The 12,384-nt window shown below is 63.6% G+C and carries 14 protein-coding genes; 4 read left to right on the top strand and 10 right to left on the bottom strand.

All coding sequences use genetic code 11. The annotated features are described in order from the left end of the window. The gene (locus tag F6X42_RS13745; RefSeq protein WP_187634752.1) at nucleotides 1-321 is read left to right on the top strand and encodes a putative signal transducing protein; all 321 of its coding nucleotides are present in this window, start codon (nucleotides 1-3) and stop codon (nucleotides 319-321) included. A 73-nt stretch (nucleotides 322-394) separates the two neighbouring features. Here F6X42_RS13745 and F6X42_RS13740 read toward each other — a convergent pair whose 3' ends face one another. The 6 genes from F6X42_RS13740 to rpsP form a co-directional block, all read right to left on the bottom strand. Beyond that, complete coding sequence (locus F6X42_RS13740; protein WP_187634751.1) at nucleotides 395-1,333, bottom strand: CobD/CbiB family protein; 939 nt, start codon at nucleotides 1,331-1,333, stop codon at nucleotides 395-397. Nucleotides 1,334-1,483: 150 nt separating this feature from the next. Further along, on the bottom strand, nucleotides 1,484-2,242 hold the full coding sequence (locus F6X42_RS13735) for an NUDIX hydrolase (protein ID WP_187634750.1): 759 nt from the start codon (nucleotides 2,240-2,242) through the stop codon (nucleotides 1,484-1,486). 87 nt (nucleotides 2,243-2,329) lie between these two features. Continuing rightward, complete coding sequence (gene rplS / locus F6X42_RS13730; RefSeq protein WP_187634749.1) at nucleotides 2,330-2,716, bottom strand: 50S ribosomal protein L19; 387 nt, start codon at nucleotides 2,714-2,716, stop codon at nucleotides 2,330-2,332. Between the two features lie 149 nt (nucleotides 2,717-2,865). Then, nucleotides 2,866-3,633, bottom strand: coding sequence for a tRNA (guanosine(37)-N1)-methyltransferase TrmD (gene trmD, locus F6X42_RS13725; RefSeq protein ID WP_187634748.1), 768 nt, complete (start codon nucleotides 3,631-3,633; stop codon nucleotides 2,866-2,868). Nucleotides 3,634-3,658: 25 nt separating this feature from the next. Continuing rightward, nucleotides 3,659-4,393, bottom strand: coding sequence for a ribosome maturation factor RimM (rimM, locus tag F6X42_RS13720; RefSeq protein WP_187634747.1), 735 nt, complete (start codon nucleotides 4,391-4,393; stop codon nucleotides 3,659-3,661). A gap of 134 nt (nucleotides 4,394-4,527) precedes the next feature. After that, complete coding sequence (gene rpsP, locus F6X42_RS13715; protein ID WP_187634746.1) at nucleotides 4,528-4,782, bottom strand: 30S ribosomal protein S16; 255 nt, start codon at nucleotides 4,780-4,782, stop codon at nucleotides 4,528-4,530. 171 nt (nucleotides 4,783-4,953) lie between these two features. Between rpsP and F6X42_RS13710 the strand changes: the two genes are divergently transcribed. Both F6X42_RS13710 and F6X42_RS13705 read left to right on the top strand, forming a co-directional pair. Continuing rightward, complete coding sequence (locus F6X42_RS13710; protein WP_187634745.1) at nucleotides 4,954-6,138, top strand: PQQ-dependent sugar dehydrogenase; 1,185 nt, start codon at nucleotides 4,954-4,956, stop codon at nucleotides 6,136-6,138. Between the two features lie 192 nt (nucleotides 6,139-6,330). Next, on the top strand, nucleotides 6,331-6,798 hold the full coding sequence (locus F6X42_RS13705) for an NINE protein (RefSeq protein ID WP_187634744.1): 468 nt from the start codon (nucleotides 6,331-6,333) through the stop codon (nucleotides 6,796-6,798). Nucleotides 6,799-6,833: 35 nt separating this feature from the next. Here F6X42_RS13705 and F6X42_RS13700 read toward each other — a convergent pair whose 3' ends face one another. Further along, entirely contained in the window at nucleotides 6,834-7,985 is a 1,152-nt protein-coding gene (locus tag F6X42_RS13700) for a PA0069 family radical SAM protein (RefSeq protein WP_187634743.1), read from the bottom strand. 154 nt (nucleotides 7,986-8,139) lie between these two features. Next, entirely contained in the window at nucleotides 8,140-8,628 is a 489-nt protein-coding gene (locus F6X42_RS13695; RefSeq protein WP_187634742.1) for an Lrp/AsnC ligand binding domain-containing protein, read from the bottom strand. A gap of 180 nt (nucleotides 8,629-8,808) precedes the next feature. Here F6X42_RS13695 and F6X42_RS13690 point away from each other — a divergent pair, with 180 nt between their 5' ends. Next, complete coding sequence (locus tag F6X42_RS13690) at nucleotides 8,809-10,095, top strand: D-amino acid dehydrogenase (RefSeq protein WP_187634741.1); 1,287 nt, start codon at nucleotides 8,809-8,811, stop codon at nucleotides 10,093-10,095. Nucleotides 10,096-10,235: 140 nt separating this feature from the next. Here the strand turns inward: F6X42_RS13690 and F6X42_RS13685 are convergent, their stop codons facing one another. Further along, nucleotides 10,236-12,026, bottom strand: coding sequence for an acyl-CoA dehydrogenase (locus F6X42_RS13685; RefSeq protein ID WP_187634740.1), 1,791 nt, complete (start codon nucleotides 12,024-12,026; stop codon nucleotides 10,236-10,238). 98 nt (nucleotides 12,027-12,124) lie between these two features. Continuing rightward, a partial coding sequence (locus F6X42_RS13680) for an electron transfer flavoprotein subunit alpha/FixB family protein (RefSeq protein ID WP_222945598.1) occupies nucleotides 12,125-12,384 on the bottom strand: 260 nt, incomplete at its 5' end.

Here is a 12,384-nt window from a genome sequence, read left to right as displayed (position 1 = left end):
ATGAAACTGATGCGCGCGCCGAACCTGATCATCGGGCAACATTGGGTCAACGTGCTGGAGACCGCGGGCATCGCGTGCGAGTTGCATAACCGCTATCTGAACGGCGCGCTCGGCGAGATTCCGGCCGATCAGTGCGCGCCTGAGCTATGGCTAGTCGATGAACGCGATGAGGCGGTCGCGCGGCGGCTGATCGAAGCGGCGTCGCGAGGACCGGCGCCGGGTGCGCCGCCATGGCAATGTCAGCAGTGCGGCGAGATGCTGGAGGCGCAGTTCACCGTGTGCTGGCAATGCGGGACCGTGCGCGATCCGTTGAAGGGATGAAGCGCAGTCGGGAATTGAAAAAGCCGGGCAATGACCGGCTCTTGTCCGCTGTTGCTCTGACCGCGTGGCCGCGTCACGCGAGCCAAACTGCGATAGTCAGCATCAACAGCAGGATCATCCACAGCACGACCGCGCGCCACACGAGCCCCACCGCCGACTGCAGCGTGCGCGGCGTGCAGTCGTCGCCGACCTGCATCGGACCGCCGTCGCCAGTGGCGAGCGCGTCGAGGCTCGACGGCTCCGCGAGCGGCCCGGCCAGGCGCGCGCCGAGCGCCCCGCTGCCCGCGGCGAGCAACACCCCGTCGTTCGTATCGGGCCACTGCCGCGCATGGTTGCGCCACGCGTAAATCGCATCCTCGAAATTGCCGACGATCGCAAAGCCGAGCGACGTCAGCCGCGCCGGTACCCAGTCGATCACGAAGAACGCGCGCTGCGCGAAGCTCGAAAACGCAATGGTGCGGTCGTCGGCCGGCCGCGCCCATGCGCGCGCGAGGTATTCCGCGCAACGGTACAACACCGCGCCGGCGGGACCGACCGGAATCAGGAACCAGAAGAACACGCCGAACACATGACGATGCGACGCGACCACGGCATGGATCAGCGTGTGACGCGCGATCTCGCTGACCGGCATGTCGACGGTCTCGAGCCCGGTCCATTCGTTCAGGATTTCGCGCGCGCGCGGCACGTCGTCGTTGTTCAACGCGAGATGGATGTCGGTGAAGTAATGGCTGAACTGACGGAAGCCGAGCGTGAAGTACAGCACCACGACGTTCCACAGGAACGCGAGCATGAAATGAATCTGATACAGCACGTAGTAGACGAGCGCGACGGCGAGCGTCCAGGGCACCACCACGACGAGCCACGCGAGCAGACCGTGGCGTTGCTTGCCGGCATCGAATCCGTGCGCCGCCGACTCCGCATGGTATTGAAGCAACGCGGACACCGGATTGTTCGGCGATAGCGCGCGTACCTGTTCAATGATCAGAGCCAGCAATACGGAGAAAAAAGTCATGCGATGCGCCGTGCTTTTTAAGTTTTTACGATTGTTTTATAACGATAGCACAGGGTCGGATGAGTCTGAGCGGGGAAGCTGACAAAGCGCCGACGAGTGCGTCGTTCGCGCAACTACGCATCGTCGACGCGTCGATGCGAGTCGTGTTACTCATGCGGCAAGAAATCGGTACAGGTTGCGCAGCATGGCGGCGGTTGCGCCCCAGATGAAATGATGGCCGCCTTGCCCGGCTGCCGGCGTGGCTGTTTGCGTGCGTTGCGCGCCGCGCTGCTCGACGGCTTCCGGAGCCACCGTCAATTCGCCGCGCGGATACGGCATCGCAAAGAAGCGGCGCTCTCCGCCCTCGTAGCGCAACAGGCGCTCTTCATGGTTGGCCGGGTCCATTAGAAACGCGAGCGGCACTTCGAAGACCTCGGCCACTTCGAGCGTGTCGATCTCCAGCGAGAATGGGGGATGCACGAGAGCGATGATGGCTGATACGCGAAAGCCGGTGCCAGTCAGATAGTCGGGCAATGCGCCGAGAACCTCGACGCGCGACGCGTCGAGGCCAACCTCTTCGCGCGCTTCGCGCAGCGCCGTCGCAGTCGCATCGGCGTCGAACGGTTCCTGGCGGCCGCCGGGGAAACTCACCTGACCCGCGTGATCGTTCAGATGGTCCGCGCGCTGCGTGAGCAACACGGTAAGGCCCCGCGCGCGTACGACAAGCGGCACCAGCACCGCGGCCACGCGCGGATCGAGGTCGGTATTGCGCCACGGCGCATCGGCGATTTTCTCTGGCGTCCAGGCAAGCTGCCGTTCGAAACGCGCTCGCAGTGCATCGGGCGTCAGACACTCGCCCGCGACCGGTGGCAGATCGGCGCCCGTCGCGATGACAGGCAGGCTTTCGGGCTCAAAGACGGGGCGGATCAACGGGTCTCTCTGATGAGCGGGGACATGCCGCTATTTTGACCTGGCCAACAAAAAAGCACCCGCGAGGGGTGCTTTTTCTTACAGCATTTACGCTTCGGAAGAAGCGCGGCCTTTGGAGACCAGCTTTTCCTTGATTCGAGCCGACTTGCCCGAACGCTCGCGCAGATAGTACAGCTTCGCACGACGCACATCGCCACGACGCTTGACGACGATGCTTGCCAGCAGCGGCGAATACGTCTGGAACGTACGCTCGACGCCTTCGCCCGACGAAATCTTGCGGACGATGAACGACGAATTCAGACCACGGTTACGCTTGGCGATCACGACGCCTTCGTAAGCCTGCACACGCTTACGCGTGCCTTCAACCACGTTCACGCTGACGATGACCGTATCGCCCGGACCAAAATCCGGAATGGTCTTTTCGCCGAGAACGCGCGCGATTTCTTCCTGCTCGAGTTTTGCAATCAGATTCATCACTGACTCCTGGATCCATCTTGTCGGCGTTCGTACCTGCTTTACGCGACTACTGCGTTCGGCTACGGCCCCGATAGAGGATGGGTTCACATCTGGCACCGCACACGCATGGACGGCACCGCCTTGTGTCCGCTCGAAAGACCAAGGCCTCAGGCCTCTGGCTCTTCCTTCGCGAGACTTGCGAGCCACGCCTCGTCGGCACGGCTCAGCATTCTGTTCTTTCTGGCCTTCACGATCAGATCCGGCCGTTTGTTCAACGTGTTGCGCAATGCTTCGCGCCGCCGCCACGCTTCGATTTCCGCGTGATGGCCGCCGAGCAGCACATCAGGCACCCGTACGCCCTCGTATTCCTCGGGACGCGTGTAGTGCGGACAATCGAGCACCACGTCGGCGAAACTATCCTGCACTGCCGACTGCGAGTCGTTCAGCACGCCGGGCAACTGACGCACGACCGCATCCATCAATGCCATCGCGGGCAACTCGCCGCCCGACAGCACGAAGTCGCCGAGGCTGACTTCGTCGTCGACGACACGGTCGAGCAAACGCTGGTCAATCGCTTCGTAACGCCCGCACAACAGGATCAGACCGGGTTCGGCCGCGAATTTCATCACGCGCTCGTGATTCAGCGTGGCGCCTTGCGGTGACATCATCACGACCCGCGACGCGCCGATGCCCTGCTCCAACTGCGCCGCTTTCGCTGCACTGATCGCGTCTTCCAACGGCCGGGCCAACATGACCATGCCGGGGCCGCCGCCGTACGGGCGATCGTCGATTGTGCGGTAGTTGTCGGTCGTGAAATCGCGCGGATTCCATGTACGCAACTCATAGCGCTGCTGCTTCGCGGCCCGACTGGTGATGCCCCAGTCAGTCAGCGCGCGGAACATTTCTGGAAAGAGCGTCACGACATCGAACTGCATCGCTCTCCCCATTCAACGAAAGATTTCAATAGTCAGCTTCCCAGTCGACGACGATCTGCTTTGCCGCCTGGTCCACCGTTTTGACAAAGACGCCGACGAACGGGATCAAGCGCTCGCCTGCGACCGGTTTGCCGTTTTTATCGGTAGCCGGATACTCGACGCGCAGCACCGATTGCGCGCCGTTGTCGATCATGCTGGCGACCTTGCCAAGGTTGAGCCCGGCGACAGTCACCACTTCCAGGCCGATCAGATCGACCCAGTAGAATTCGTCGGCTTCTAGCGCCGGAAATTCACTACGGCTTACGTACACGCGAGAGCCTCGCAAAGCCAGCGCAACATCGCGGTCAGCGATGCCACCCAAACGGGCGACCACGCTGTCGGTGTGCGTTTTGGCCTGCAAGGACGGCGCCGATTTGCGCTCCTGGCCTTTCAGCAGCCACCAGCGCTTCGCGCTCAGCAAGGCGTCGCCGCCCTGCCCGGCATCCGCGTGCGCGGCTACCTTGACCCAGCCTTTGAGACCATAAGCGTCGACGATTGCGCCGACCTCGACCGCATCGGCCGGCCAGCTTGCCGCCGTTTCGATGCGCATTTCTGCAGCTTCGGACCCGGCGTTCGCGGCATTGACTTCCGCCTCTTTCGCCTCGCCGTCGGTACGTTCGGCCGACTTGCGGACGAAGGCGCCGAACGACGCCTGACCAGACGCCTTTGCGCGGGAAGCTGCCTTGGCGCGACCAGAACCGTCGGAATCACGCTCAGACATCGAATAACCTCGACAACAACTTCGCAGCCTGCCTTGGCGTCTGCTTCAGTAAAACAACTTGCGCATCGGACTGCTCACACGAGTTGCGTGAGCCGCCGGCCGAACCGACGACGATACACATGCGGGCCGCCATATCAAGCAGCCGGCTGCGCCGCTTGCGCTTCCTTCACGAGACGTGCGACGGTCGGCGACAGTTGCGCGCCAACGCCTTGCCAGTACGTCAGGCGATCCTGAGCAATACGCAGGGACTCGCCCTTCGTAGCGACCGGGTTGTAGAAACCGACGCGCTCGATGAAGCGGCCGTCACGACGGCTGCGCGAGTCGGTGGCGACGATGTTGTAGAACGGGCGCTTCTTGGAGCCGCCACGAGCCAAGCGGATGATGACCATACTAGAATCCTTGAAAACCGGGGTTCGGAACGACTGAAACACGCGATTATAGCGGGAAACTGACGCCATAACAAACACTTACCGGGATAAACTGCGGAACGGGGCTACGCCGACCTTCCACGAGAGGTGCACGAACCCGCCCAAACGCCCGCATTACCTGAAGGAGCGCGTGTGCAACGCCAGCCGAACCTCCCATTTCTGTCCGTTCTTTATGTGTTTTTCCGGCGCTTTGCCGGACTTGGCCGCCCGGCGCAGAGCCGGATTCTACGCGTGGCAGCGGCCGCGTTGCTCGCTGCACCGGCGTTGACGGCAAACGCTGCGCTACCCACCGAGAAAATCAGGCTGCCGCCGAGCTTTCACATCGAGGTGCTGTCGGATGACGTGCCGGGCGCGCGTGCGATGACGCTGTCGCCCAAAGGCATTCTTTATGTCGGCAGCCTGGATGGGCACGTCTATGCGCTCGAGCTGCACAGCGGCCGCGCGACGGGCCGCCACGTGATCGGGTCCGGGCTGGAGACGCCAGCCGGTGTCGCGTGGCGCGACGGCGCACTGTATGTGTCGGCCGTGTCGAAAATCGTGCGCTTCGATGCGATCGACGCGCACCTGAACGATCCGCCCAAACCCATCATCGTCACCGACAAGCTGCCGACGCAGACGCATCACGGCTTGAAATTCATCGCATTCGGCCCGGATGGCAAGCTGTATGTGCCGCAAGGCGCGCCATGCAACATTTGCCAGAAAGATCCGGACCGCTTTGCGCTGATTGGCCGCATGGACCCGGACGGTAGTCACTACGAGGTCGTCGCGCGCGGCATCCGCAATTCGGTCGGCTTCGCGTGGCATCCAGTCACGCACGAACTGTGGTTCACCGACAACGGTCGCGATCTGCTCGGCGACGATATTCCGAGCGACAAGCTCGACCGCGCGCCGCGGGTCGGCATGAATTTCGGCTTTCCGTACTGTCACGGCGGCGACACGCTCGATCCCGAATTCGGCAAGGATCATTCGTGCAGCGAATTCACACCGCCGGTGGCCAAGCTTGGCGCACACGTGGCGGCGCTTGGCATGCGCTTCTACGACGGCCCGATGTTTCCGGCCGACTACCGCAACAACATCTTCATCGCCGAGCACGGCTCGTGGAACCGCAGCAAGAAAGTCGGCTACCGGGTCGTGCGCGTGATCACCGACCCGGACGGCAACCACGCGCGCCAGCAAGTCTTTGCCGAAGGCTGGCTACAACCCGGCGAATCAGTCTGGGGGCGCCCCGCCGACGTGCTGCCGCTGCCAGACGGTTCACTACTGATCAGCGACGATACTGGCGGCGCGATCTATCGCGTCACGTACTCGGCGCCGTAGCGTGCGGATGCATGCATATCCGGCTGAATCTCTGGATTCGCTGCGAATCGAGTCTGACGCGTCCCGCCGCGCCGTTTTCAGCTCGGGCGTCCGCCCTCCATGTGACCGCGCGCCCGCCACAGGCGTAGAATGCGCGTCGGTCCGCGCCCCACGGCGCGCCTTTCGACCGCCTGCCACACTGCCCACGCGCTCATGTCCACCATTGCCTCGACTTCCCCGCGCTTCAGATCGAAGACGCTCACCGCCGCGCTGGCGCTCCTGTTCGGCAGCCTCGGCGCGCACCGCTTCTATCTGTACGGCACGCGGGACATCTACGGCTGGGCGCATCTGGTCGGCACGCTGATCGGCGTTCCTGGCGTGATGCTGCTGATCGCGACCGAGCGCGCGTCGATCCTCGGCTGGGTGCTCGCGTCGATTGGCGCGGTCTCCCTGTTTGCCGCTTTTCTGGCGGCGCTCGTCTACGGCCTGCGTCCGGATCAGAAATGGGATGCGCAATTCAACGCCTACACGCAACGCAAAAGCCGCTCCGGCTGGGCGGTGATTTTCGTCGTGATCTTTTCGCTGCTGATCGGTGCGTTTCTGCTGATGACCGGTCTCGCGCTCGCGTTCCAGACCTACTTCGAAAGCCAGATCGAAGCTGCCAAGGCGATTTCGCAGTAAACCCCCGTCACGGGACCAGCAGGCGTTCCCGCGCACTAGAAAAGCCTCAGTTGTGAATTGCCGCGCGCCTGTGCGCTCACCTGCTCCGGGTGCGGCGGCTCGATCCGGCGGAACTGCGACATGTCGAGAATGCCGCGCTCGCGTCCATTCAGCCCCAAACGGCGCACCGCCTTGTGAAAGCGCTGCCGGAGCAGATCCGCCCATATGCCCTCTCCCTTCATGCGGGTCGAGAACGACGAGTCGTAATCCTTGCCGCCCCGCATGTCGCGCACGCGGCTCATCACGCGCTCGGCCCGATCCGGGAAATGTGCGCTCAGCCAATCCTTGAACAGCGGCGCGACCTCCCATGGCAGCCGCAGCACGATATAGCTCGCGCTGGTGGCGCCCGCTTCCGCGCACGTTTCGAGCACGCGTTCCATGTCCGGCTCGGTGACGAACGGGATCACCGGCGCGATGCTGACGCCGACCGGAATGCCCGCCTCGCTCAGCGTACGGATCGTTCGCAGCCGGCGCGACGGCGTGGCCGCGCGCGGTTCGAGCGTGCGCGCGATGTCGGCGTCCAGCGTGGTAATGGTGATCGCCGCCATGAATTGCCCGCGCTCCGCCATCGGCGCGAGCAGGTCGATGTCGCGCTCGATCAGCGACGATTTGGTGATCGCCGCGAACGGGTGGTTTCGCTCGCTGAGCACCTCGATCACGCGACGCGTAAGACGGAGGTCACGTTCGGCCGGTTGCCACGCGTCGGTCGCGACGCCGAGTGCGATCGGCTCCGGCACATAGGATTTCTTCGACAGCTCCCGCATGAGCAGTTCCGGCGCGTTGATCTTCGCGTAGATACGGCTCTCGAAATCGAGCCCCGGTGACAAGCCCAGATAGCTGTGCGTGGGCCGCGCGAAGCAATAGATGCAGCCGTGCTCGCAGCCGCGATACGGATTCAGCGAAACATTAAACGGAATGTCCGGCGACGCGTTGCGCGTGAGGATCGTTTTCGCCCGTTCCTCGAACACCTGTGTGCGCAGGACCTTCAGCTCGCCGTCTTCGTCGGCCGTCTGCCAGCCGTCGTCGACGGCCTCGCGCTGGTCGACTTCGTAGCGGCCTTGCAGGTTCGTGACCGCTCCGCGCCCCTTGCGAGGCGCTGGTGGCGCGATCGGAAATTCGGGAATGTCAGAGGTGTCGGGGTCATTCACGGCGGGCCACGCAAGCAAACGCAAACAGGAAGCGCCAAAAGAAGCGGCGAGAAACGGCGCGAAATACCTGTATAAATATACAGTATTTACGCGGTTTGTCGAGCACCTGTTTGCTCGCGGGATGCGCGGATCAGCCCTGCCAGTGAATAGGCGCTTACTCGGCCACCGGGATCATCAGCGTCTCCTTGACTTCCTCCATCACCACATAGCTCTTCGACTGCACCGCGCCGGGCAGCTGTAGCAGGATGTCGCCGAGCAATTTGCGGTAGTCGGCCATTTCGCCGATGCGCGCCTTGATCAGATAGTCGAAATCGCCCGACACGAGGTGGCACTCGAGCACCTCGGGGATCTTCTGCACCTCGCGCCGGAACTGGTCGAACATGTTGCCGCTCTTGTGATCGAGCGTGATCTCGACGAACACGAGCAACGCCGCGCCCAACTCCGCCGGGTTCACGCGCGCGTAGTAGCCGATGATCACGCCGTCGCGCTCCATCCGCTTGACGCGTTCGATGCACGGCGTCACCGACAGTCCGACCCGCTCCGCCAGGTCCTTCATCGCCATACGGCCGTCCTGCTGCAGCAGCCGCAGGATCTTGTGATCTAGCTTGTCGAGAGCCCGCACGGGCTGGCGCTGGATACGCATGGTGTTTTTTCCAAAAGCGATGAAAATACGATAACAAAAACTGCCTGACTGTTAATAGTATAGCGGTTATCACTGGGCAAACAGCATTTCACCTTCGGTTGCAGCTCGTTGAATCGAATCAGATCGAAGCCTGCGACGAATTCCTTGCCCTCACTCAATTCTGGAATACCTGGAGCAGCTATGCGAGTCGTCGTTTTGGGCAGTGGCGTCGTCGGCGTGACGAGTGCGTATTACCTCGCGCGCGCCGGTCACGAAGTGACCGTCATCGATCGCGAGGCTGGTCCAGCGCTGGAAACCAGCTTCGCCAACGCGGGCCAGATCTCGCCCGGCTATGCGTCGCCGTGGGCCGCGCCCGGCGTGCCGCTGAAGGCGCTCAAGTGGATGTTCCAGAAGCACGCGCCGCTCGCAATCCGCCTTGACGGCACCGCGTTCCAGTTGCAATGGATGTGGCAGATGCTGCAGAACTGCACGGCATCGCGCTATGCGGTGAACAAGGGCCGCATGGTGCGGCTCGCCGAATACAGCCGCGACTGCCTGCAGGCGCTGCGCGCCGACACCGGCATCCAGTACGAAGGCCGCACCGGCGGCACGTTGCAGGTGTTCCGCACGCAGCAGCAGTTCGACGGCGCCGCGAAAGACATCGCCGTGCTTCAGGAAGCCAACGTGCGATACGAGCTGCTGACGGCCGATGAACTCGCGAGGGCCGAGCCGGCGCTCGGCGCGGTGTCGCACAAGCTGACCGGTGGCCTGCGCCTGCCGGGCGACGAAACCGGCGACTGCCAGATGTTCACGACGCGCCTCGCCTCGCTCGCCGAGGAGCTGGGCGTCAAGTTCCGCTACAACACGTCGATCGACGCGCTCGCGATGGCGGGCGGCCGCATCGCCGGCGTGCAGTGCGGCGGCGAGCTGGTGCGCGCGGATTCGTTCGTGGTCGCGCTCGGTTCGTATTCGACGCGCTTCCTCGATGGCATCGTGAAGATCCCGGTCTATCCGCTGAAGGGCTATTCGATTACCGCACCGATCGTCAACGCGGCTGCCGCGCCGGTGTCCACCGTGCTCGACGAGACGTACAAGATTGCAATTACGCGCTTCGACGACCGGATTCGCGTCGGCGGCATGGCTGAAATCGTCGGCGTCGACAAGTCGCTGCGCCAGGCGCGCCGCGAGACGCTTGAGCTTTCTGTGAACGACCTTTTCCCGGGCGGCGGCGACACGGCCAACGCGACGTTCTGGACCGGTCTGCGACCGATGACGCCGGACGGCACGCCGATCGTCGGCCGCACGCCGGTGCCGAACCTGTTCCTGAACACCGGCCACGGCACGCTCGGCTGGACGATGTCGTGCGGCTCGGGTCAACTGCTCGCCGACCTGATGTCGGGCAAGCAGCCGGCGATTCGCGCGGACGACCTGTCGGTGCATCGCTATCTTGGCGAAACCGTGGGCGAGCATCGGCCGGCCTATGCGTGAGTTCGTGTACGTACGCTGACGCGGCCTCAGCCACAGCGCAGCCCGCAACAAACTGCAGCAGCAAAAAGCCAACGGCGCCTCGCGAGGCGCCGTTGGCTTTTCAACGTGCTACCGCGATCGCGGCCGGCATCGACGCATGCTCAGAACTGATCTTCCGACAATGCCAGCACGCCCTCGCCTCCCCTCGCGCTGACGATCGCCACTTCGAGCGCCGCCGCCTGCGGCAGCACATGTTCGGCGTAAAACCGCGCGGTCGCGATCTTGGCATCGTGAAACGCGGGATCCTCGTCGCGCCTGGTCGCCGCGGCAAGCTGCGCACGCGCCATCTGCCAGCCGCCTAACACGATGCCCGCGAGCTTCAGATAGGGCACGCTGCCCGCGAACACCGCATTGGGATCGCCCTTCGCATTCGCGACGACGAAATCGACGACCGCGCCGAGCGCGCGCTGGCCCTGCGCGAGTTGCATCTGCATCGACGCGAATGCCGCGCCCTGCTGCGCGCCAAGCGCTTCCACCGTTTCGGCGATGCCAGCAAGCAGCTCCCTCGCGACCTTGCCGCCGTCGCGCAGCGTCTTGCGACCGATCAAGTCGTTGGCCTGAATCGCGGTCGTGCCTTCGTAGATCGGCAGAATGCGCGCGTCGCGGTAGTACTGCGCGGCGCCGGTTTCCTCGATGAAGCCCATGCCGCCATGCACCTGCACGCCGAGGCTCGCGACATCGACCGACAGTTCCGTGCTCCAGCCCTTGACGATCGGCACCAGGTATTCGTAGATCGACTGATGCTTCGCACGCGTCGCCTCGTCCGGATGCCGATGCGCGACGTCGCAATGCGAGGCCGCGACGTACGCGAGCGCGCGCGACGCCTCGGTGAGGCTGCGCATCGTCGCGAGCATGCGGCGCACGTCCGGGTGCTGGATGATCGCCACAGACTGCTTCGCGGAGCCATCCACCGGACGGCTCTGCACGCGATCTTTCGCGTAGGCAACCGCCTTCTGGTAAGCGCGATCCGATATGCCGACGCCCTGCATCCCCACCGCGAAACGCGCCGCGTTCATCATGATGAACATGTATTCGAGGCCGCGATTTTCTTCGCCGATCAGCTGACCGAGCGCGCCGCCGTGATCGCCGAACTGCAGCACGGCGGTCGGGCTAGCCTTGATGCCGAGCTTGTGTTCGATCGACACGCAATGCACGTCGTTGCGCTCACCTAGCGAGCCGTTCTCGTTGACGAGAAACTTCGGCACCAGAAACAGCGAGATGCCCTTCACGCCTTCGGGCGCGTTCGGCGTACGCGCGAGTACCAGATGGACGATGTTCTTCGCCATGTCGTGCTCGCCCCACGTAATGAATATCTTCGTGCCGAACAGCTTGAACGAACCGTCGCCCTGCGGCTCGGCGCGCGTGCGCACCATCGCGAGATCGGAGCCGGCCTGCGGCTCGGTCAGGTTCATCGTGCCGGTCCAAACGCCTGAGATCAGCTTCGGCACGAAGGTCTGTTTCTGCGTTTCGCTGCCGGCGGTCAATAGCGCTTCGATCGCGCCGTCGGTCAGTAATGGACACAACGCGAACGACAGATTCGACGCGTTGAGCATTTCGACGCACGGCGTCCCGATCAGCTTCGGCAGTCCCTGCCCTTCATAGTCGAGCGGATGCTGCACGCCCTGCCAGCCGCCCTCGGCGAACTGGCGGAACGCGTCCCTGAAACCGGGTGTCACGGTGACGACGCCATCCTTCCAGCTGCTCGGATTGCGATCGCCGTCGACGTTCAGCGGCGCGAGCACTTCGCCGCACAGTTTCGCGGATTCGTCGAGCACGGCCCGCGCCGTGTCGATGCTCGCGTCTTCGAAGCCGGGCAGCTTCGCGATGTCTTCGAGTCCGGCCAGTTCTTTCATCACGAACAGCATGTCCTTGATGGGCGCCGTATAGCTCATTTCGGTTCTCCTCCCTTGATATGAAAAAAGGGCGCGGGACTCGGTCGGTCCTGCGCCCTTCGCTTGCTGTCGGCGACTTGTGACAGTCGCCGCGGCGCTTAGCCGAGTTCGCTCACGAGTTCCGGCACGACGGCGAACAGATCGCCAACGAGACCGTAATCGGCGACGCTGAAAATCGGCGCTTCTTCGTCCTTGTTGATCGCGACGATGACCTTCGAATCCTTCATGCCTGCGAGGTGCTGGATCGCACCCGAGATGCCGACCGCGACGTACAGTTGCGGCGCGACGATCTTGCCCGTCTGGCCGACCTGATAGTCGTTCGGCACGAAGCCCGCGTCGACGGCCGCGCGCGAGGCGC

The organism is Paraburkholderia podalyriae (assembly GCF_014397785.1).
GTDB classification, from domain to species: domain Bacteria; phylum Pseudomonadota; class Gammaproteobacteria; order Burkholderiales; family Burkholderiaceae; genus Paraburkholderia; species Paraburkholderia podalyriae.
Note: the sequence above shows the minus strand (reverse complement) of the source record. Positions and strands in the feature narration are given on the sequence as shown.

What these genes read in the sequence shown, in the direction of transcription:
- F6X42_RS13745 (WP_187634752.1), top strand. Translation starts at nt 1, where the DNA reads ATGAAACTGATGCGCGCGCCGAACCTGATCATCGGGCAACATTGGGTC.
- F6X42_RS13740 (WP_187634751.1), bottom strand. Translation starts at nt 1,333, where the DNA reads ATGACTTTTTTCTCCGTATTGCTGGCTCTGATCATTGAACAGGTACGC.
- rplS (WP_187634749.1), bottom strand. Translation starts at nt 2,716, where the DNA reads ATGAATCTGATTGCAAAACTCGAGCAGGAAGAAATCGCGCGCGTTCTC.
- trmD (WP_187634748.1), bottom strand. Translation starts at nt 3,633, where the DNA reads ATGCAGTTCGATGTCGTGACGCTCTTTCCAGAAATGTTCCGCGCGCTG.
- rimM (WP_187634747.1), bottom strand. Translation starts at nt 4,393, where the DNA reads ATGTCTGAGCGTGATTCCGACGGTTCTGGTCGCGCCAAGGCAGCTTCC.
- rpsP (WP_187634746.1), bottom strand. Translation starts at nt 4,782, where the DNA reads ATGGTCATCATCCGCTTGGCTCGTGGCGGCTCCAAGAAGCGCCCGTTC.
- F6X42_RS13705 (WP_187634744.1), top strand. Translation starts at nt 6,331, where the DNA reads ATGTCCACCATTGCCTCGACTTCCCCGCGCTTCAGATCGAAGACGCTC.
- F6X42_RS13695 (WP_187634742.1), bottom strand. Translation starts at nt 8,628, where the DNA reads ATGCGTATCCAGCGCCAGCCCGTGCGGGCTCTCGACAAGCTAGATCAC.
- F6X42_RS13690 (WP_187634741.1), top strand. Translation starts at nt 8,809, where the DNA reads ATGCGAGTCGTCGTTTTGGGCAGTGGCGTCGTCGGCGTGACGAGTGCG.
- F6X42_RS13685 (WP_187634740.1), bottom strand. Translation starts at nt 12,026, where the DNA reads ATGAGCTATACGGCGCCCATCAAGGACATGCTGTTCGTGATGAAAGAA.